This is a genomic window from Pseudoalteromonas tetraodonis (genome assembly GCF_002310835.1).
Classification (GTDB): domain Bacteria; phylum Pseudomonadota; class Gammaproteobacteria; order Enterobacterales; family Alteromonadaceae; genus Pseudoalteromonas; species Pseudoalteromonas tetraodonis.
In genome coordinates, this window is the sequence record NZ_CP011041.1 from 1,471,696 (window position 1) to 1,492,228 (window position 20,533).

A 20,533-nucleotide genomic window follows, 5' to 3' on the forward strand; every position below is an offset into this window, starting at 1 on the left:
AACAGCTTTTACTTATACCAATCCGCAAAGTAAACCACTTAAATAAACGAATTGGTATTAGGCACAAAAAAAAGGCGCTCTTTGGAGCGCCTTTTCATTCATTTAATGGATTTATACCAGTTTAGATAAAATCTCGTTAAATGTTGTGCTTGGGCGCATTGCTTTAAAAGCTGCATCATCATTTGGCTGGAAGTATCCGCCAATGTCCATTGCTGGGCCCTGTGCATCGTTTAACTCGCTAACAATTTGCTCTTTGTTAGTTTCAAGGTCGCTAGCAATTTGCGTAAACTGCGCTTTAAGCTCGCTGTCATCATTTTGCTTAGCAAGTTCTTGTGCCCAGAATAAAGATAAGAAGAAATGAGAACCACGGTTATCAATCTCTTTTACTTTACGTGAAGGCGACTTGTTTTCAGCTAAGAATGTGCCGGTAGCTTTATCAAGCGTATCTGCAAGTACTTGTGCTTTTTTGTTACCTGTTGTTGTGCTTAGGTGCTCAAGTGACGCAGCAAGTGCTAAGAATTCACCTAAAGAATCCCAACGTAAGTGGTTTTCTTTCTCAAATTGTTGAACGTGCTTAGGAGCAGAGCCACCCGCACCAGTTTCAAATAAACCACCGCCATTCATTAGTGGCACAATTGAAAGCATTTTAGCACTGGTACCCAACTCTAAAATTGGGAATAAATCTGTTAAGTAATCACGTAACACGTTACCCGTTACAGAAATTGTGTCTTTACCTTCTTTGATGCGTGCTAGTGAGAACAAGGTTGCATCCATTGGCGATAAAATTTGAATATCTAGGCCAGCAGTATCGTGATCTGGCAGGTATTTATTTACTTTTTTGATTAGCTCAGCATCGTGTGCACGTTCTGCATCTAACCAGAAAATAGCCGGATTACCTGTTGCGCGAGCGCGGTTTACTGCAAGTTTAACCCAATCTTGAATAGGTGCATCTTTAACCTGACACATGCGCCAGATATCGCCTTTCTCAACACTGTGCTCAAGTAACGTATTACCGTTTGTGTCTACAACACGGATAGTACCGTCAGCTTTTGCTTCAAATGTTTTATCGTGTGAGCCGTACTCTTCTGCTTTTTGAGCCATAAGGCCAACGTTTGGTACGCTACCCATAGTCGTAGGATCAAATGCACCGTGCTCTTTACAAAAATCAATCGTTGCTTGGTAAACGCCAGAGTAACAACGATCTGGAATTACAAAGCTTGTGTCTTGTAATTTATCGTCTTTATTCCACATTTGACCGCTTGAACGAATTGCAGCAGGCATAGAGGCATCGATGATCACATCACTTGGTACGTGTAAGTTTGTAATACCGCGATGAGAATCAACCATTGCGATAGCAGGGCGGTCAGCGTAAACAGCTTGAATGTCAGCTTCAATTTCTTCGCGCTTAGCGTCATCTAAAGTTTGAATTTTAGAGTACACATCGCCTAAACCGTTATTTACATCAACACCTAGCTCTTCAAAAAGTGCACCGTGTTTTGCAAAAACGTCTTTGTAAAATACTTTTACAGCGTGACCAAAGATGATTGGATCAGATACTTTCATCATGGTCGCTTTCATATGAAGCGAAAATAACACGCCTTTTTCTTTAGCTGCATTAATTTCAGCTTCAAGGAATGCTTGTAATTTTGCAGCGCTAATACGTGATGCATCAATAACTTCACCAGCAAGTAGCGGTGTGCTTTGCTTAAGTACAGTGATATCGCCATTAGCCGCTACGTGTTCAATACGAACATCCGTTGCTTCATCAACAGTTAGTGACTGCTCTGAACCAAAGAAGTCACCTTCTTCCATGCTTGCAACATAAGACTGTGAATCTTTGCTCCATGCCCCCATTGAATGTGGGTTATTACGTGCATATTCTTTTACTGAACTTGGTGCGCGACGGTCAGAGTTACCTTCACGAAGTACAGGGTTTACTGCACTGCCTTTAATTTTGTCATAGGCGGCTTGAATCGCTTTTTCTTCATCGTTTTTAGGTTCTACAGGGTATTCTGGAAGTGCATAACCTTTTTCTTGAAGCTCTTTAATTACAGCGCGAAGTTGTGGAACTGAGGCACTGATGTTCGGTAATTTAATGATATTAGCTTCTGGTGTTTTCGCCATTTCGCCAAGTTCTGCAAGTGCATCACCAATGCGTTGTTCTTCTGTTAGGTAATCCGGGAAGCTCGCAATAACACGACCAGCGAGTGAGATGTCGCGTGTTTCAACTTCAACACCTGCCGCATTTGTGTACGCTTGGATAATTGGTAACAACGAATACGTTGCTAATGCCGGAGCTTCGTCCGTTTTTGTATAGATAATTTTTGATGTCATCATCATTCCTAGATAGTAGGCCGCATTGGCCAAATTCAACAATGCAAAGAAATCATCGCCTAATACCTTATAAATAAAGTATTAATGTATGCAATGAGTAGTCTGTTAGGTGTTGGTACTCGTATAACCTAAACAAGGTAAGAATAATCACACCTGACGGACTAGTGTCTTTTATAACTAAAATTTATGTAAATCTAAACTAGCCATTAGGCTAAAGTAATTACGTTTTACAGGATAAAGAGTGTAACAAGCTTGGCTAAAAAGGGCTAGGATTACGCGCCAAACGCCAGCAGTTAAACATCTAATAGTGAAATTATTGGGGTAGATAAAATAAAATCAAGGAGTGGGGTTGAATTAACGAACAATGAAGCAATTAATATGGAAGTGGTTAGGGGTTTTAGGGAATTAAGCGAGGATCTAAATAGGTCGCTCGCTTTAGTCTCATATTTACAATCACTCTAAAATATCGCCGTTAGGGGCTATATTAGTAGCGTGTAGACCTTTAGGGCCTTGTTGTAATTCGAAGGTAACATCTTGACCAGCTTTAAGCGTCTTGTATCCGTCCATTACAATAGTGGAGTAATGAGCAAAAATGTCGTTCTCGCAACCGTCTTCTACGATGAAACCAAAACCTTTGGCGTTGTTGAACCATTTGACTTTACCACAAGCCATACTTCTACATCCTTCTATAAGTTGACTAATTTAGTTATCCTAAACTGTATTGTTTGCTAGACTGACTAAGGTTTAATCAATCACCATTTGACTGTAGTTTATTTAAGCAACCAGTCAAGTGTTTTGGGTTATTTTTTAACATTTTATTTATTTTTTTATTCAAGTTTGCTTGAGTTACAAAGACAAGACTATATTTAATTATGAGTGGTATGAAAGATTCTGGTGTTATCGACACCGTTCGCGATAGTGAAAAGCAAAAGTTGCAGCCACCGCGAAAATATAAAGTTGTGTTAAACAACGATGATTACACGCCGATGGATTTTGTAATTGAGATCTTGATGACGTTTTTTAATATGGATAGCGATAGAGCAACTGATGTGATGCTGCAAATACATCAGCAAGGTAAGGGCATTTGTGGTGTTTACAGCGCCGATGTAGCACATACCAAGGCTGAGCAAGTTAACCGCTACTCAAGGGATAACGAGCATCCACTGCTATGTAGTTGTGAGCAGGAATAAATACCACAAAGGTGAACTTTCATCTTTGAAGTGCGGTATAAAATTATTATCTCTGTAAGGGGTTGCCAATGCTAAATAAAGACTTAGAACTAACTTTGAACACCGCGTTTCGTGAAGCGCGTACACGTCGTCATGAGTTTATGACCGTAGAGCATCTTTTATTAGCTCTACTCGATAATCCATCAGCTGGAGAAGCGCTTAATGCGTGTGGTGTTGACATTTCTGGATTAAAAACAGAGTTACTTGAATTTATTGATGAAACCACACCGGTTATTCCTGATTTAGAAGAAGAACGCGAAACTCAACCAACGCTTGGTTTTCAGCGTGTATTACAGCGCGCAGTATTTCATGTGCAATCTTCGGGAAAAAATGAAGTGACTGGTGTAAATGTGCTGGTGGCTATTTTTTCTGAGCAAGAAAGCCAAGCAGTTTATTTACTTAAAAAGAATGATATTTCTCGCCTTGATATTGTTAATTTTATTTCTCATGGGATTGCCAAAGGTGACGACGAATTAGGCGATGACACTGACGATATACATGAAGAAGTGCAAGAAGTTGCCAGTGAAGAAGCGAGTAAGCTCGACAGCTTTACAACTAACCTTAATATACACGCTAAAGAGGGTAATATTGACCCGCTTGTTGGCCGTGACAGTGAAGTAGAGCGCACAGTGCAAGTGCTGTGTCGTCGTAAAAAGAATAACCCATTATTGGTTGGTGAAGCCGGCGTGGGTAAAACAGCCATCGCTGAGGGTTTAGCGTATCGAATTGTTAACGAACAAGTGCCTGAAGTTATTGCTGATGCGGTTGTTTACTCATTAGATATGGGCGCTTTGCTTGCCGGTACTAAATACCGAGGCGATTTTGAGAAGCGCTTTAAAAGCTTATTAAAAGAGCTGCAAGCTAAACCAGGCTCTATTTTATTTATAGATGAAATTCATACCATTATCGGTGCAGGTGCTGCATCGGGTGGGGTAATGGATGCCTCAAACTTAATTAAACCGCTACTTTCCAGTGGACAATTACGGTGTATGGGTTCTACCACCTATGGTGAGTACAAAAATATTTTTGAGAAAGACCGTGCCTTGGTACGTCGCTTTCAAAAAATTGATGTGCTTGAGCCCAGTGTGGAAGACACCACTAAAATTCTTAACGGCTTAAAAGAGCGTTATGAAGCACACCATGGTATTCGTTACACGCAAAAAGCGTTGAAGGCGGCAGCCGAGCTTAGCGCTAAGTACATTAACGAACGTCATCTGCCTGATAAAGCGATTGATGTTATTGATGAAGCGGGTGCAAGCCAACGCTTGTTACCTACCTCTAAACGTAAAAAAACGATTGGTGTTTCTGATATCGAGCTGATTGTGTCAAAAATGGCGCGTATCCCGCCACAAAATGTATCATCGTCTGATAAAGAAACGCTGAAAAACTTAGACCGTAACTTAAAAATGTTAGTGTTTGGGCAAGATCAGTCTATTGATGCATTAACTTCTGCCATTCGTTTGTCGCGTTCAGGTTTAGCGAATGAGAACAAACCGGTTGGTTCGTTCTTATTTGCAGGCCCAACCGGGGTCGGTAAAACTGAGGTTACCAAGCAACTAGCTAAGTGTATGGGCGTTGAGTTTATTCGTTTTGATATGTCTGAATATGTTGAGCGCCATGCAGTGAGCCGTTTAATTGGTGCGCCTCCGGGTTATGTTGGTTTTGAACAAGGCGGCTTACTAACAGAAGCGGTCATTAAAAATCCACACGCTGTTGTACTTTTGGATGAGATTGAAAAAGCCCATCCAGATATCTACAACATTTTATTGCAAGTTATGGATCACGGTACGCTAACTGATAATAATGGTCGTAAAGCCGACTTTAGAAACGTCGTAGTCGTGATGACCACTAATGCCGGCGTGCAAGAAACCACACGTAAGTCGATTGGCTTTAGTGAGCAAGACCATACGCACGATGCAATGGGTGAAATTAATAAAGTATTTTCACCAGAATTTAGAAACCGCTTAGATAACATTATTTGGTTTAATCACCTTGATAAAGAAGTTATTTTACAAGTGGTTGATAAGTTTGTTGTGGAGCTTCAAGCGCAACTAGACAAGAAATCAGTTAATCTTGAGCTGACGTCTAAAGCACGTGAATGGTTGGCTGACAAAGGCTATGACAAAGCAATGGGCGCACGCCCTATGGCACGTGTTATTCAGGAAGACCTTAAAAAGCAATTAGCAAACGAAATACTGTTTGGCGAGCTAATCTCTGGCGGTACAGTAAAAGTATCGGTTAAAGATAAAAAGCTGCGTTTTGATTACGAGAGTGACTTAACGCCAGCCTAACCTATAAAAGTTAGCAATTTAAAAAGCCTGCTTTATGCAGGCTTTTTTATTTGCCAAAGAAATAGACAACAAAAAACCCAGCAAAGGCTGGGTTTTTTGTTTATTAAATGTAATTACTGGCGAGTATCCATTAATTACATTTAATAAACGCTTAAAGCTAGTTTTCACTAGCCAAAAACTAAATCTCGTTTACGCACTTACTTAGCGAGCACGGAATACGATACGACCTTTCGATAAATCGTAAGGAGTCATTTCTACCGTTACTTTATCGCCGGTTAAAATACGGATATAGTTTTTGCGCATTTTACCTGAAATATGAGCCACAACTACGTGACCATTTTCTAGCTCAACTCGGAACATTGTATTTGGTAAAGTATCAAGGACTGTCCCTTGCATTTCGATTACGTCTTCTTTCGCCATGTTTAGCGTAACACCTCTTTAATAGTTAAACGCTGCAGATTTTGCCCAAAATACGCCAATAAGTAAAGGCGCAGGGGCTATTTTTGTAAATTAAATAGCCAGCCACTGGTCATTGCACTGTTTTTGAGCAGGTAAAAACTGCGTTTTATAGTTCATTTTGTCGCATTCATCTATTTGATAGCCTAAATAAACAAATTGTTTTTGTTGCAGTTTAGCAAATTTAAGTTGCTGTAATATCATCACAGTGCCTAAACTAAAGTGCTCATAGTCAGGGTCAAAAAATGTATAAATTGCCGAAATAGCATTGTCCATACAATCAGTTACAGCAACAGCCACTAAGTTTTCTTGATCCCAAAGCTCTATAAAGGTAATGGTTAACCAGCTACAAAACAAAAAGCTTTGAAATTGTGATTTATCAGGTGGATACATACTACCGTCTTGGTGGCGCAAGCTAATGTATTTACTGTAAAGTGGATAGTATTGTTCGCGTTCAACTTGAGAATATTTTACCTCAAAGCGGTTTTTTGCTTTGTTAAGTTTACGTTTTTGCGATTTTGTCGGCATAAACTCATCAGCTAAAACGCGCACAGAACCACACGCGCTGCAAATAGGGCAGTGCGGACGGTAAATTTGGTTACCACTGCGACGAAAGCCTAATGCTAACAATGACTCAAATTTAGTACTACTGTAACAACTCGGATCGAGTATGACCAACAGTTGCTCTTGGCGGTTAGGTAAATAACTGCATTCAAATGGTTGGCTTAGGCCAATACGAGCGGGAAGTTGTTCATTCATAAATCGCTAATAGCTCCTGTGGTTGCCACATGCTGTCAGGTGGGGTGTAACATTGTGCTTTATTAAGTTTAGTTAAAAATTCTTCACGTGGAATAACGCTAGCACCTAACGACATTAAATAAGGATTTTCTAATTGGCAATCAATAAAATGCGCATTATGGCGTTTAAGCAAATTAACCAGCGCCCACATAGCCAGTTTGGAGCAATTTGTTTGATGATGAAACATTGATTCACCACAAAAAACACCGGTTTGCATGATGCCATATAAGCCACCTGCAAGCTCTCCCTCGCGCCAAACCTCTAAACTATGAGCAATCCCATGGTGATGAGCTTTAATGTACGCCTGTTGCATTTGCGGGGTGATCCAGGTGCCATCGGTATCAATACGCTGGTCGCGACATGCTTCTATCACTTCTTCAAAGGCATGGTTTATGGTTACGGTGACCGGGTGCTTTTTTAAATGTTTTCGTAGGCTTTTACTAACATGAAAGTCATTGAGCTCAACAATACCGCGCTCACTAGGCGACCACCACATAATTGGCTCGTGCTCACTAAACCACGGAAAAATACCTTGGCTGTAGGCATTTTTTAATCGCGTTACCGATAAGCATCCACCAATGGCAAGTAAACCATCGGGATCATCTAATGCATGGTTGGGATCAGGAAAAGCAAAGTGGCTTTGAGCGAGTTGATAGAGTTGTTTAGTCATAACACCGATTGAATAACTGCATGGTCAAGATAAAGTGTAACCTGTTGCTTTAAAATCACAAACCACAAATTATTGTGTCACTGCATAGGACTTACTTTCTAAGCGCTATTTTTGTTAGGCAAAAAAAAGCGCGTTTAAAACGCGCTTTTAATTATTAGCTTAAAAAGTGTTAACTAATCGGATTAGCTAACCACTTTTACAGGTACTGCTTGTCCAGCGTTAAACTTAGTTGTCATTGCTTCTTCAACAGGTGTAAACGAGGTAAGGTCAATACCTTCAACCGCAGACTTATACTCTTCGATAGTCGGGAAACGACCAAGTACAGTAGAAAGTACTACAACCGGCGTAGAACCTAGTAGTGACTCACCTTTTTTCTCAGATGTATCGGCTACTACACGGCCTTGGAACAGACGAGTTGATGTTGCGATAACAGTGTCACCAGGTTCTGCTTTTTCTTGGTTACCCATACATAAGTTACAACCAGGGCGTTCTAGGTATAGGATATTTTCATACTTAGTACGTGCCGCTGTTTTTGGTTTTTCATCGTCAAATTCAAAACCAGCGTATTTAGCAAGAATATCCCAGTCGCCTTCCGCTTTAAGCTCATCAACAATGTTGTATGTTGGTGGCGCAACAACTAATGGTGCTTTGAATGAGATAGAACCGTTTTTCTTCTCAAGGTTACGTAGCATGTGAGCAATAATTTTCATATCGCCTTTGTGAACCATACACGAACCAACGAAACCTAAATCAACAGGTTTGTCGTTGTAAAAAGAAACAGGGCGGATCACATCGTGAGTATAACGCTTAGAAACATCATCGTTGTTCACGTCTGGATCGGCAATCATTGGCTCAACGATTTGGTCCAAATCAACCACAACTTCTGCGTGGTATTTAGCGTTGTCGTCTGGAGAAAGTGCTGGCTCTTCACCAGATTGAATACCTGCAATACGTTTGTCAGCTAAGTCGATTAGACCTTGTAGCGTTTGCGCTTCGTTATCCATACCTTTGTTGATCATGATTTGGATACGTGATTTAGCAAGTTCAATTGACTTAATTAGCGTTTCATCATTTGAAATACAGATTGACGCTTTCGCTTTCATTTCTGCAGTCCAGTCAGTGAAAGTAAACGCTTGGTCAGCCATTAGGGTACCAATATGCACTTCAATGATACGACCTTGGAACACGTTTTCGCCGCCAAACTGCTTAAGCATTTGCGCTTGCGTTGCATGTACAACATCGCGGAAATCCATGTGCTTAGCCATTTTGCCTTTAAACGTCACTTTAACTGAATCAGGAATCGGCATCGCAGATTCACCGGTTGCAAGTGCAACAGCAACAGTACCTGAATCGGCACCAAAGGCAACGCCTTTAGACATACGTGTATGCGAGTCACCACCGATGATGATAGCGCGATCATCAATTGTAATGTCGTTCAATACTTTGTGAATAACGTCAGTCATTGCATGGTAAACGCCTTTCGGGTCACGTGCAGTGATCAAACCAAACTTATTCATAAACGCCATTAGTTTAGGAATGTTAGCTTGCGCTTTACTATCCCATACTGATGCAGTGTGACAACCAGACTGATATGCACCATCAACAAGTGGTGAAATCGTTGAAGCCGCCATGGCTTCTAATTCTTGTGCTGTCATTGGACCCGTTGTATCTTGCGAACCAACGATGTTCACTTTAACGCGAACATTTGAGCCTGCGTGAAGTGGCGTATCTGATAGTACACCTACCGCATTACGGTTAAAGATTTTTTCAACCGCTGTTAAGCCTTGGCCTTCATGTGAAATTTCTTTTGAAGGTGCATACACAAGAGGAGTTTCAATGCCGAGCGTTTCAGCAGCAAACGTTTGTAGTTTCTTACCAAATACTACAGCGTATGAACCACCAGCTTTCATGAATTCAACTTTTTGCGGTGTGAACGCTGATGATACATCAACCAGTTCTTTATCACCGTTATAAAGCTTTTTCTCTTTTGTATTGATTGTTAATACAGTACCTGTGGCAACTGAATAAGCTTCTTCAAGCACTGCATCGCCATTTTCATCAGTTACAGTATTGCCGTCTGCATCTACTTTCTTAACCCAGTTTTTAAGATCAAGACCAATACCGCCGGTTACATCAACCGTCGTTAAGAAGATTGGTGCGATACCATTAGTACCTGCAACAACAGGTGCAATGTTGATGAAAGGAACGTATGGACTTGCTTGTTTACCCGCCCAAAGTGCAACGTTATTTACACCAGACATACGAGATGAACCAACGCCCATGGTGCCTTTTTCAGCAATAAGCATTACTTTAGCATTAGGGTGTTTCTTTTGAAGTTCAACGATTTCTTGTTGTGCTTCTTCAGTGATCATACACTTACCGTGTAATTCACGGTCAGCACGTGAGTGGGCTTGGTTACCTGGAGACAGTAAATCAGTTGAGATGTCGCCTTCACCAGCAATGTAAGTTACTACTTCGATTTTTTCTTCGATGTCAGGTAGTTTTGTGAAGAATTCAGCTTTTGAGAAACTCTCTAGTAATTCTTTAGCAATTGCGTTACCTGCTTCGTAGGCCGCTTTTATGCGCTCCATATCAGCATCGTATAAGAATACCTGAGTTTTAAGTACTTCAGCCGCTTGTGCTGCGATTGCTGCGTCATCACCAAATGCTAAATCAATTAGCATTTCAATTGACGGGCCGCCTTTCATGTGTGAAAGCAGTTCAAATGCAAATTCTGGAGTGATCTCTGCAACGTGCTCTTCACCTAAAATGATTTCTTTTAGAAACTGTGCTTTAACGCCCGCAGCACTAGTTGTTCCAGGTAAAGTATTATAAATAAAGAAATGCAGTGAATCTTTACGGTGCTCGTTATTAGTATCTTTAATTTGATTAATTATTTCTGATACTAGTTCAGCGCTATCGATTGGTTGTGGGCTTAATCCAAGCTCCGTTTTACGGGTTTGGATTTCTTCCATATATTTTGTATACAAACTCATAGAAAACTCTCGGTAATTTACTTGATATGAAGTTTAGCATTTTAACTGATTTTACAGTTTCTAGTAATGCCTAAATGAATAAAGCTTTTATTCCTGACGATAATTATAGCTAGTTTTACTTATATAATTTGACGGTATTTGTTGCTCACCCTTAGATCCTATCGTACCTAAGCCATTAATTGTATAAATACGATTGATTTTCAGTATAAATTTTGTGAATGTTTATACGGCTGCAATGAGTACTTTTCGGTGTTGGATGAGCCTTTATAATTTTTGGCCACAAAAAAAGGGCTGAAAATTCAGCCCTTACTATATGTTATGAAAACTTATAGGTTATCTAAAAAGCGTTCTGCATCAAGTGCAGCCATACAGCCAGTACCCGCAGAAGTGATTGCTTGACGGTAGATATGATCAGACACATCACCTGCAGCAAATACGCCTGGCACACTAGTTTGTGTTGCATTACCGTTAAGACCAGACTCAACTACTAAGTAGCCGTCTTTCATTTCTAGCTGACCTTCAAACATATCGGTGTTTGGCTTATGGCCAATGGCAATAAACACACCCGCTAAATCAAGTTCTTCAGTAGCATCTGATGCCACATCTTTAATGCGAACGCCGGTAACGCCCATTTGGTCACCAAGCACTTCATCAAGTGTACGGTTGTAGTGCATGACAACGTTACCGTTTGCTGCTTTTTCAGCAAGGCGGTCAGCAAGAATCTTTTCACTACGGAAACTATCACGACGGTGAATAACATGAACTTCATCAGCAATATTAGATAGGTATAACGCTTCTTCAACCGCTGTATTACCACCACCAACAACCGCTACTTTTTGACCTTTATAGAAAAAGCCGTCACAGGTTGCACAAGCTGAAACGCCACGACCTTGGAAATTAGTCTCAGACTCTAAGCCTAAATATTTAGCAGAGGCACCTGTTGCAATAATTAAAGCATCACAGGTGTAAGTACCTTGGTCACCGGTTAGTGTGAAAGGGCGCTTAGATACGTCAACTTTGTTGATGTGGTCGAACACAATTTCAGTTTCAAAGCGTTCTGCATGCTCTTTCATACGATCCATTAATGCAGGGCCGGTTAAACCGTGTGCATCGCCAGGCCAGTTTTCAACTTCAGTAGTGGTTGTTAGCTGGCCACCTTGTTGAATACCTGTAATTAAAACAGGGTTTAAATTAGCACGTGCAGCGTAAACTGCAGCTGTATAGCCTGCAGGGCCCGAACCTAAAATAAGTAACTTACAATGTTTTGCTTCAGTCATGATCTTTTCCTAAACGTTTAATACGGTTTTAATGCGCCCGATTCTAAGAAAAACAAGCAGGAAGTAAATAAAAGATGAGATTATTTTTTTTCGTAAATTCCGAAGCTGTTCATTAATGTGTACTAGCAAATGACTTACAAGCAGTGCTCGACTAATAAATAGACTGTTAGCTAATAAAACGACGTTAATTCATGACCAGCCTGATTTTTTTTGTTATCTTTTAACTAATTTTGATTTGTCACTGCTTAATTATGTGACCTAAGTGAATAGGCAACTATGTTATTTTGGCAAGAGAAACCCGCATTTGGGTTGACTTCAAAAGACGTTAACGTCTTAACCAATGCGCAAGAATACCGTACGCAATTGTTAGATTTAATTGCCAACGCAAAAAAACGAATTTATATCACCACACTTTACTTACAAGATGATGAAGCGGGTCGTGAAATATTAGCTGCACTGCACAGTGCTTCGTTAGCTAATCCTGCGCTTGAGATAAAAGTATTGGTGGATTTTCATCGTGCGCAACGCGGTTTAATTGGAGCTGAAAAGTCAGAGGGCAATGCAAGCTTATATTGCGACGATTTAGAAAAATTTAATTCAAACGTTCAAGTGTATGGTGTCCCCGTAAAGGCAAAAGAACTGTTTGGGGTGTTGCATTTAAAAGGCTTTGTTATTGACGACACACTGCTCTACAGCGGTGCCAGTTTAAATAATGTGTATTTGCAATATAGCGACCGATACCGGCTCGATCGCTACTTTTTAGTATCGCAAAGCGAATTATGTGACTCAGTAGTCGATTTTATCGAATCAACTTTATTAAGCTCTGAAGCGGTACCAAGAATTGATCAACGACCGCTTAAACGTATGGCTGACTTTAAGCTTGAACAAAAGCAACTTATGCGTGAGCTTAAATCGGCAAGCTATAAAAATGCGCAAGAGTTTAATACCCATGCAATGGGTATTCGTTTATTTTTAGGGTTAGGCCGTCGTAATAACGAGCTCAATCGCTTAATTAAAGCGTTATTTGATACCACCGAGCAAGAGTTGGTGTTATACACGCCGTATTTTAATTTTCCAGCGCCTTTAATGCGCTCTTTACGTCGCTTATTAAAGCAAGGTAAGCAGGTGACTATTGTGGTGGGCGATAAAACCGCAAACGATTTTTATCTGCCACCTAGCGAGCCATTTAGTAAAATTGGTGCACTGCCGTATTTATACGAAACTATTTTGCACAAGTTTGTAAAATCGCAAAAACGCCACATAGATAATGGCAACCTAAACGTATACCTGTGGAAACACGAGAGTAACTCGTTCCATCTAAAAGGGATTTGCTGCGACCGCAAAGTACATTTACTCAGTGGGCATAACCTAAATCCGCGCGCGTGGGGGCTCGATATCGAAAATGGCATTCTGATAGAAGATCCTGAGCAAACGATAATGCGCGACATTGATAATGAACGCCAAGAAATTTTAAAGCATTGTCGTCGTTTAACCGGTCCAAATGATTTAGAAACCATGGACGATTACCCGCAGCCGGTGAAAAAACTGCTTGGTCAAGCTAAGCGCGTAAAAGTCGATTTTATTATTAAACGATTTATATAATACGAGGGTCTGTTGACCACAGACCCTAAAATTTAGATACAAAAAAAGCAGCTAATTAGCTGCTTTTTTAATGCTTATACCTAAATAATGACTTAGGTATAAGCAGTAACTATTATTGTTACGCGTTTTCTACTGCAGTACGTGGGTCAACATATTCCATGTTGAACGCTTCAGCTACTTCTTTGTATGTTACTTGGCCTTTAATTACGTTTAAGCCTTTTAAGAAGTGAGCGTCATCTAGTAGTGCTTTTTTGTAACCTTTGTTTGCAAGGTTAATGATGAACGGTAATGTTGCATTATTAAGTGCAAACGTCGATGTACGTGGAACAGCACCAGGCATGTTAGCAACACAGTAGTGAACAACTTCATCAACGATGAAAGTAGGATCAGCGTGCGTAGTTGCTTTAGAGGTTGCAATACAACCACCTTGGTCAATCGCAACATCAACAATAGCAGCACCTGGCTTCATTGCTTTAATGTGTTCAGCAGTCACTAGTTTAGGTGCAGCAGCACCTGGGATAAGCACGCCACCAATTACTAGGTCAGCTTCTAATACGTGCTTTTCAAGCGCATCAGCTGTTGAGTAAATAGCTTTAACTTTGTTACCAAACTGTGCGTCTAGTGCACGTAGTACGTCGATGTTACGGTCAAGTACAACAACCTCAGCACCTAAGCCAACCGCCATTTGTGCAGCGCTACGACCAACCATGCCGCCACCAATAACAACAACTTTAGCTGGCTCAACACCTGGTACACCACCTAGTAACATACCACGACCGTGGTTTGCTTTTTCTAGCGCTTGTGCACCTGCTTGAATAGACATACGGCCCGCTACTTCACTCATTGGTGCCAATAGTGGTAAACCGCCGCGTGCATCAGTCACTGTTTCATAAGCAATACAGATTGCTTTACTTTTAACAAGGTCTTCAGTTTGTGGAAGATCCGGTGCAAGGTGAAGGTAAGTAAAAAGAATTTGGTCTTCACGTAACATTGCACGTTCAACAGCTTGTGGCTCTTTTACCTTGATGATCATTTCTGCTTTTGCAAAAACGTCAGCAGCTGTTTCTAAAATTTCAGCACCTGCTTGAACATAATCATCATCTGTAAAACCAATGCCCATACCAGCGTTAGTTTCAACAATCACTTGGTGACCGTGATTTACAAGTTCGCGAACACTCGCAGGAACCATACCTACACGGTACTCATGGTTTTTAATTTCTTTAGGTACACCAATAATCATAATTTTGCCTTGTTAGAACGGGATAAAAATTTTTCACTATTATATTCTTGCTAGGGTAGTGTGTCTCACCTTTTTTTAAGGTCTTTGTAGTGTTAGTATCTGTTAAATCGATTTTATTAGAATAAAAAACTAAAAAGCTATGCATAACTTATTAGACCGTATTGATCGCAAGATTTTAGTCGAATTACAACTCGATGGCCGCCTGTCAAATGTTGAACTGGCCCGACGAGTTGGCCTAAGCGCCACGCCCTGTCTAGAGCGAGTGAAAAAGCTAGAGCGCGAAGGATATATTTTAGGCTACAAAGCCGTGGTTGATCCTGCCAAGCTTGGTCAAGGGCTTTCTGTGTATGTGGAAGTAACCATTACCAAAACATCGCCCGACGTATTTGAAGAGTTCAGTGCCGCTGTTAGAAAGCACGAAGAAATTATAGAATGTCATTTGGTTTCGGGTAATTTCGACTTTTTATTAAAAACCCGGGTTAACGATATGTCAGAATACCGAGGCGTGCTCGGTGATATATTATTAAAACTGCCTAATGTGAGTGAAAGCCGCACTTATGTAGTCATGGAAGAAGTAAAAGGTGAAGAGGGCGTGGTGATCCGTCCTTTTGTTGCTTAATGATAGAGTAACAGCCTTTAATATACTTTTATTGTTGCAGCCAACTTTGCTTTTTTAATAAGTGTACGACGAAATAATAAAAACTTGTTCATAATCAGGCCATCATGGTTAAGATAAAGTGCATCAAAATACATTTCCTGCTAAGGTATTCTATTGCCAAGTGAGTGTAAAAAATAATAATGAGGGATAGGTAATTATGCGCCTAAACGGTGTACAAAGACTATTAGAAACGGGGCTGATCGTCAGCACCTTTGCAGCGGTATTTATTTTATGTGCTTTAATTAGTTTTCATCCTGCCGATCCTGCTTGGTCGCAAACGGGGGAATTTACCAACGTACAAAATATTACGGGTACAGCGGGCGCGTGGGTGGCCGACATACTATTACTTACCTTTGGCTGGCTTGCCTATTTTGTGCCAGCGGCTATTCAGCTGCTAGGTTACTTGGTGTTTAAGCAGCCACACCGTATTTTACAACTCGATTACACCACACTTGGATTACGCATTATTGGTTTTGCGCTGTTTATTACCTCAGCAACCGCTATTAGCAGTATTAATTTTGATGATATTTATAACTTTTCATCCGGTGGGGTAGTGGGTGATGTGATTGCATCAGCCATGATGCCAGCGTTTAATTTTACCGGTACCTCTATTTTACTACTGTGTTTCTTTTTTGCAGGGCTAACGCTGTTAACGGGTGTGTCGTGGGTACAATTTGTTGATTACTTAGGTGATTTAATTGTTCGATTATACCGCTTTTTGGTGACCTATGCCCGAGGCTGGATGCAACGTGAACGCATTGCAGGTAAAGTACAAGACGAGCAACCCGATGCTTATTTTGAAGACCATACACGCCAACAAGAACCTGAACTTGCTGATAAAAAAGCAGACAGACCAAAAGCACTCGACAAACCAACAACTAAAGTAAACGCCCCTCAAGACGACGAATTTATGCCGTTTGACGAGCTTGACCAAATACTCGATCAAGAAATTAGCTTTAGCGCCATAGACGATGAACCTATGGACACCGAGGCAGCACTTAACGCGCTGGATCAAAGCCCTGTGGTTGAACCTGAAAAACCAGCAACAACCGTGGTTTCACCAGCAAGGCCAATTAACAAGCCAAAATCAGGGTTTCAACCGCCGCCAACTGCAAAAGAAAAGTTTGAGCAATTATTAGAGCAAGAGCCACCTCCGGGGCCATTGCCGTCACTGGATTTACTCGACAGACCCGACAAAGCTAAAAACCCAATTTCGCAAGAAGAGCTTGATAGCGTATCACGCCTTGTAGAAACAAAATTACTTGATTTTAACGTGCAAGCCACTGTGGTTGGGGTTTACCCCGGGCCTGTTGTTACTCGTTTTGAGCTTGATTTAGCACCGGGTATTAAGGTGTCTAAAATTACAGGGCTGTCAAAAGATTTAGCGCGTTCACTTTCGGCAATTAGTGTGCGCGTGGTTGAAGTTATTCCTGGTAAAACCTATATCGGTATTGAGCTGCCTAATAAATACCGTGAAATTGTACGTTTATCAGAAGTCATAAACGCGCCTAAGTTTGAGCAAAACCCATCGCCGTTAACCATGGTGCTTGGTAAAGATATTGCAGGGCAACCTGTGTGTGCCGACCTAGGTAAAATGCCACACTTACTGGTAGCTGGTACAACCGGTTCAGGTAAGTCAGTGGGCGTTAATGTAATGATATTAAGCTTACTGTATAAATCGGGCCCTGAAGATGTTCGTATGATCATGATTGACCCGAAAATGCTTGAGCTTTCAGTATACGAAGGCATTCCGCATTTATTATGTGAAGTTGTGACCGACATGAAAGAAGCGGCTAACGCACTGCGTTGGTGTGTAGGTGAAATGGAACGCCGTTATAAGCTTATGTCGGCATTAGGTGTGCGTAACTTAAAAGGTTACAATCAAAAAGTAATGGAAGCCAAAGAAGCGGGCTACCCAATTATGGATCCATTATTTAAAGACACCGACGGCATGAAAGACGGCCCTGATGAGCTAGATAAATTACCTAGCATAGTGGTGGTTATTGACGAATTTGCCGACATGATGATGATTGTAGGTAAAAAAGTTGAAGAGTTAATTGCTCGTATTGCGCAAAAAGCGCGTGCTGCGGGTATTCACTTAATTTTGGCAACACAGCGTCCGTCGGTTGATGTAATAACCGGTTTAATAAAAGCGAACATACCTACACGTATGGCGTTTCAGGTATCAAGTAAAATAGATTCGCGCACCATACTTGATCAACAAGGCGCAGAAAACTTATTAGGCATGGGTGACATGCTTTATTTACCGCCAGGCACCAGTGTGCCAGAGCGTGTGCATGGCGCGTTTGTAGACGACCATGAAGTACATGCCGTGGTAAACGATTGGAAAGCCCGTGCTAAACCAAATTACATAGACGAGATTTTAAATGGCGATGCCACGGAAGATATTCTATTACCAGGGGAAGCCAGCGAGAATGGCGATGAAGAGTCAGATCCGTTATACGACGAAGCGGTCGCCTTTGTAATAGAAACCGGTAAAGTATCGGTATCATCAGTGCAACGTAAATTACGTGTAGGCTATAACCGTGCTGCACGTTTAGTAGAACAAATGGAAACATCAGGTATCGTGAGTGCACCAGGACACAACGGCGCGCGCGATGTATTAGTACCTAATGGAGCAAATTAATGAAAAAATTAAGTAGTTTATTATTGGTATTGGGCAGTTTAGTTGCTATGCCAAGTTTTGCTGACGACAGCCAAGCATTACAAGATAAGTTATCGACCTTAAAAAGCTTTAAAGCACAATTTAAACAAAACGTAACCGACGGTGAAGGCCAACTGGTAATGCAAGGCCAAGGCAATATTGCCTTGCAACAGCCTTTAATGATCCGCTGGCAGCAAACTAACCCAGACGACACCTTATTTGTGTCAAACGGCGATAAAACCTATTACTTTGATAGCTTTGCTGAGCAAGTAACCATTATGAAAACTAGCGGTTTAATTGACTCTACACCGTTTATATTGCTCACCTCTAAAGACCCTGCGCAATGGGAAAAATACAGCGTGATCGCTACTGACTTAGGCTTTAGCATTACCCCAAATAAAGGCGTAGAAAGCCAAGTAGAGCAGCTTGATATTACTTTTGCTGATAACGAGCAGGGGCTTGCAAAACTGGTGGTTAAAGATAACTCAGGCCAGCTATCTGCGTTTACATTTAGCAATGCACAGGTTAATACTGAGCTTGATAAAACAACTTTTGAATTTACCCCGCCAGCGGGTGTAGAAATAGACGATCAGAGTAACGGTGAGTAATTTAGGATTTAACTTTGGGCCCGATGTGCGCCCACTCGCTGCGCGTATGCGCCCTTTATCGCTTAACGATTACATAGGGCAGCAACATTTACTAAGTAGCGATAAACCGCTGCATCAAGCCATTGTTGCAGGGCGTTGCCATAGTTTAATTTTATGGGGGCCGCCAGGGGTGGGTAAAACTACGCTCGCGCAAATTATTGCCAACCATGCAGACGCTGAACTAATTCAAATGTCGGCAGTAACCGCTGGCGTTAAAGATATTCGCGATAGCGTAACCCAAGCGCGCGATAACTTACAAAGCCGTGGTCAGCGCACTTTGATGTTTGTTGACGAGGTACACCGCTTTAATAAATCTCAGCAAGACGCGTTTTTACCGCATATTGAAGATGGCACTTTTATATTTGTTGGTGCCACCACCGAAAACCCCTCATTTGCGCTTAATAATGCGATTTTATCTCGCGCAAGGGTGTATGTATTAAAATCCTTGCAAGAAAGCGATTTATACACAGTAATAGAGCGCGCACTCAAACAAGACGAACAACTTAGCCAAAAGCAAATCGTGATTGCAGATAACGCCAAACAAGCGCTGTGCCAAGCAAGCGGTGGCGATGCTCGTAAAGTGCTTAATTTACTCGAGCAAGCAGTCGATTTAACCACTGAGCAAAACGGCAAGTACAACGTAGACGAACAGGTACTCAGCCAAGTTCTTCCCACGCATTTAGCTAAATACGATAAAGGCGGCGATGAATTTTACGATTTAATTTCGGCGTTTCATAAATCGGTGCGAGGCAGTTCGCCCGATGGTGCGCTTTATTGGTACTGCCGTATTTTAGCCGGTGGCGGCGACCCGCTTTATGTTGCAAGGCGCTTATTAGCAATTGCTACAGAAGACATCGGCAACGCCGATCCACGAGCGATGGAAGTGGCTTTAAACGCATGGGATATTTTTCAGCGTGTTGGCCCAAGCGAAGGTGAGCGCGCCATTGCACAGGCCACCTTATATTTAGCCAGTGCACCTAAAAGTAATGCGGTTTATATGGCGTTTAATCAAGCCAAACAAGACGCTAAAAACGAGCCAAGCTACCCGGTACCAGAGCATTTACGTAATGCCCCCACCAATTTAATGAAAGACTTAGGCTATGGCGCAGAGTATCGTTACGCGCATAACGAAGAAGGCGCATTTGCTGCTGGCGAAAAATACCTACCGCCAGAAATGGATGGCAAACAATACTACCAGCCAAGTGATCGTGGACTTGAGCAAAAAATTAAACAAAAGCTCGATTATTTAAAAGAGCGCGACGGACAAAGCCCAATAAAACGTTATGAGCATGATTAAACTTTACATGATGATAGCCCTTGGCGGAGCGTCAGGAGCCTGTTTACGGTTTTTTATTAGCGAAACCATGCTAAAACTCCTCGGTAGGGGATTCCCTTTTGGCACGTTGACGGTTAATATTCTGGGTTCATTGTTGATGGGCATTTTATACGGTTTAATAGATAAACAAGTTATTGCCGTCAGTCCTGCTAAAACCCTCATCGGAATTGGCTTTTTAGGTGCGTTAACCACCTTTTCAACATTCTCAATGGATTCGTTGTTGTTATTACAACAAGGTCACTTTATTAAAATGGCCCTCAATATCATCTTAAACGTGATGGTGTGTATTTTTATGGCTTGGCTGGGCCTTCAGCTAGTAATGCAAAAAGGTTAA

16 protein-coding genes are annotated in these 20,533 nt (G+C 41.4%); 8 read left to right on the forward strand and 8 right to left on the reverse strand.

The window, feature by feature from the left end:
• Positions 1-111: 111 nt before the first annotated feature.
• Together PTET_RS06835 and cspD are read right to left on the reverse strand one after the other, a co-directional pair.
• Complete coding sequence (locus PTET_RS06835) at positions 112-2,334, reverse strand: NADP-dependent isocitrate dehydrogenase (RefSeq protein ID WP_013464750.1); 2,223 nt, start codon at positions 2,332-2,334, stop codon at positions 112-114.
• Positions 2,335-2,787: 453 nt separating this feature from the next.
• On the reverse strand, positions 2,788-3,006 hold the full coding sequence (cspD, locus tag PTET_RS06840; protein ID WP_013464751.1) for a cold shock domain-containing protein CspD: 219 nt from the start codon (positions 3,004-3,006) through the stop codon (positions 2,788-2,790).
• Positions 3,007-3,215: 209 nt separating this feature from the next.
• On the opposite strand from cspD, the gene clpS reads away from it, so the two are divergent.
• Positions 3,216-3,524, forward strand: coding sequence for an ATP-dependent Clp protease adapter ClpS (gene clpS / locus PTET_RS06845; RefSeq protein WP_008110102.1), 309 nt, complete (start codon positions 3,216-3,218; stop codon positions 3,522-3,524).
• A gap of 68 nt (positions 3,525-3,592) precedes the next feature.
• Positions 3,593-5,854, forward strand: coding sequence for an ATP-dependent Clp protease ATP-binding subunit ClpA (clpA, locus tag PTET_RS06850; RefSeq protein ID WP_013464752.1), 2,262 nt, complete (start codon positions 3,593-3,595; stop codon positions 5,852-5,854).
• A gap of 201 nt (positions 5,855-6,055) precedes the next feature.
• Here clpA and infA read toward each other — a convergent pair whose 3' ends face one another.
• The 5 genes from infA to trxB all read right to left on the reverse strand — a co-directional run bounded on the left by infA (position 6,056) and on the right by trxB (position 12,051).
• The gene (gene infA, locus PTET_RS06855) at positions 6,056-6,274 is read right to left on the reverse strand and encodes a translation initiation factor IF-1 (protein ID WP_002962494.1); all 219 of its coding nucleotides are present in this window, start codon (positions 6,272-6,274) and stop codon (positions 6,056-6,058) included.
• A gap of 90 nt (positions 6,275-6,364) precedes the next feature.
• Positions 6,365-7,069, reverse strand: coding sequence for an arginyltransferase (locus PTET_RS06860; protein WP_096038394.1), 705 nt, complete (start codon positions 7,067-7,069; stop codon positions 6,365-6,367).
• The gene (gene aat, locus PTET_RS06865) at positions 7,062-7,778 is read right to left on the reverse strand and encodes a leucyl/phenylalanyl-tRNA--protein transferase (RefSeq protein WP_096038395.1); all 717 of its coding nucleotides are present in this window, start codon (positions 7,776-7,778) and stop codon (positions 7,062-7,064) included. Before aat ends, PTET_RS06860 begins: the two co-directional genes overlap by 8 nt.
• 182 nt (positions 7,779-7,960) lie before the next feature.
• On the reverse strand, positions 7,961-10,774 hold the full coding sequence (locus PTET_RS06870; protein ID WP_081844607.1) for a bifunctional aconitate hydratase 2/2-methylisocitrate dehydratase: 2,814 nt from the start codon (positions 10,772-10,774) through the stop codon (positions 7,961-7,963).
• Between the two features lie 326 nt (positions 10,775-11,100).
• Positions 11,101-12,051 (reverse strand): thioredoxin-disulfide reductase, encoded by a 951-nt coding sequence (gene trxB / locus PTET_RS06875; protein WP_008110078.1) that lies wholly within the window; start codon positions 12,049-12,051, stop codon positions 11,101-11,103.
• A 276-nt stretch (positions 12,052-12,327) separates the two neighbouring features.
• On the opposite strand from trxB, the gene pssA reads away from it, so the two are divergent.
• Positions 12,328-13,653 carry a CDP-diacylglycerol--serine O-phosphatidyltransferase gene (pssA, locus tag PTET_RS06880; protein WP_028835872.1) on the forward strand — a complete coding sequence of 442 codons (1,326 nt, stop codon included), beginning with the start codon at positions 12,328-12,330 and terminating at the stop codon, positions 13,651-13,653.
• Between the two features lie 118 nt (positions 13,654-13,771).
• Here the strand turns inward: pssA and ald are convergent, their stop codons facing one another.
• Positions 13,772-14,893, reverse strand: coding sequence for an alanine dehydrogenase (gene ald, locus PTET_RS06885; RefSeq protein WP_013464758.1), 1,122 nt, complete (start codon positions 14,891-14,893; stop codon positions 13,772-13,774).
• 139 nt (positions 14,894-15,032) lie between these two features.
• On the opposite strand from ald, the gene lrp reads away from it, so the two are divergent.
• From lrp to crcB, 5 genes are all read left to right on the forward strand, one after another.
• The gene (gene lrp / locus PTET_RS06890; protein ID WP_008110073.1) at positions 15,033-15,512 is read left to right on the forward strand and encodes a leucine-responsive transcriptional regulator Lrp; all 480 of its coding nucleotides are present in this window, start codon (positions 15,033-15,035) and stop codon (positions 15,510-15,512) included.
• 196 nt (positions 15,513-15,708) lie between these two features.
• On the forward strand, positions 15,709-18,198 hold the full coding sequence (locus PTET_RS06895; RefSeq protein WP_096038396.1) for a DNA translocase FtsK: 2,490 nt from the start codon (positions 15,709-15,711) through the stop codon (positions 18,196-18,198).
• Positions 18,198-18,824: an outer membrane lipoprotein chaperone LolA gene (gene lolA, locus PTET_RS06900; RefSeq protein WP_024601693.1), complete on the forward strand. Its 627-nt coding sequence runs from the start codon at positions 18,198-18,200 to the stop codon at positions 18,822-18,824. Before PTET_RS06895 ends, lolA begins: the two co-directional genes overlap by 1 nt.
• Entirely contained in the window at positions 18,817-20,160 is a 1,344-nt protein-coding gene (locus PTET_RS06905) for a replication-associated recombination protein A (protein WP_096038397.1), read from the forward strand. Before lolA ends, PTET_RS06905 begins: the two co-directional genes overlap by 8 nt.
• Positions 20,153-20,533 (forward strand): fluoride efflux transporter CrcB, encoded by a 381-nt coding sequence (gene crcB / locus PTET_RS06910; protein ID WP_010389726.1) that lies wholly within the window; start codon positions 20,153-20,155, stop codon positions 20,531-20,533. The genes PTET_RS06905 and crcB overlap by 8 nt, the downstream gene beginning before the upstream one ends.

Excerpts from the sequence above, each read along its gene's own strand:
- PTET_RS06835 (WP_013464750.1), bottom strand. The coding sequence starts at position 2,334 with ATGACATCAAAAATTATCTATACAAAAACGGACGAAGCTCCGGCATTA.
- cspD (WP_013464751.1), bottom strand. The coding sequence starts at position 3,006 with ATGGCTTGTGGTAAAGTCAAATGGTTCAACAACGCCAAAGGTTTTGGT.
- clpS (WP_008110102.1), top strand. The coding sequence starts at position 3,216 with ATGAAAGATTCTGGTGTTATCGACACCGTTCGCGATAGTGAAAAGCAA.
- clpA (WP_013464752.1), top strand. The coding sequence starts at position 3,593 with ATGCTAAATAAAGACTTAGAACTAACTTTGAACACCGCGTTTCGTGAA.
- infA (WP_002962494.1), bottom strand. The coding sequence starts at position 6,274 with ATGGCGAAAGAAGACGTAATCGAAATGCAAGGGACAGTCCTTGATACT.
- PTET_RS06860 (WP_096038394.1), bottom strand. The coding sequence starts at position 7,069 with ATGAATGAACAACTTCCCGCTCGTATTGGCCTAAGCCAACCATTTGAA.
- aat (WP_096038395.1), bottom strand. The coding sequence starts at position 7,778 with ATGACTAAACAACTCTATCAACTCGCTCAAAGCCACTTTGCTTTTCCT.
- PTET_RS06870 (WP_081844607.1), bottom strand. The coding sequence starts at position 10,774 with ATGAGTTTGTATACAAAATATATGGAAGAAATCCAAACCCGTAAAACG.
- trxB (WP_008110078.1), bottom strand. The coding sequence starts at position 12,051 with ATGACTGAAGCAAAACATTGTAAGTTACTTATTTTAGGTTCGGGCCCT.
- pssA (WP_028835872.1), top strand. The coding sequence starts at position 12,328 with ATGTTATTTTGGCAAGAGAAACCCGCATTTGGGTTGACTTCAAAAGAC.
- ald (WP_013464758.1), bottom strand. The coding sequence starts at position 14,893 with ATGATTATTGGTGTACCTAAAGAAATTAAAAACCATGAGTACCGTGTA.
- lrp (WP_008110073.1), top strand. The coding sequence starts at position 15,033 with ATGCATAACTTATTAGACCGTATTGATCGCAAGATTTTAGTCGAATTA.
- PTET_RS06895 (WP_096038396.1), top strand. The coding sequence starts at position 15,709 with ATGCGCCTAAACGGTGTACAAAGACTATTAGAAACGGGGCTGATCGTC.
- lolA (WP_024601693.1), top strand. The coding sequence starts at position 18,198 with ATGAAAAAATTAAGTAGTTTATTATTGGTATTGGGCAGTTTAGTTGCT.
- crcB (WP_010389726.1), top strand. The coding sequence starts at position 20,153 with ATGATTAAACTTTACATGATGATAGCCCTTGGCGGAGCGTCAGGAGCC.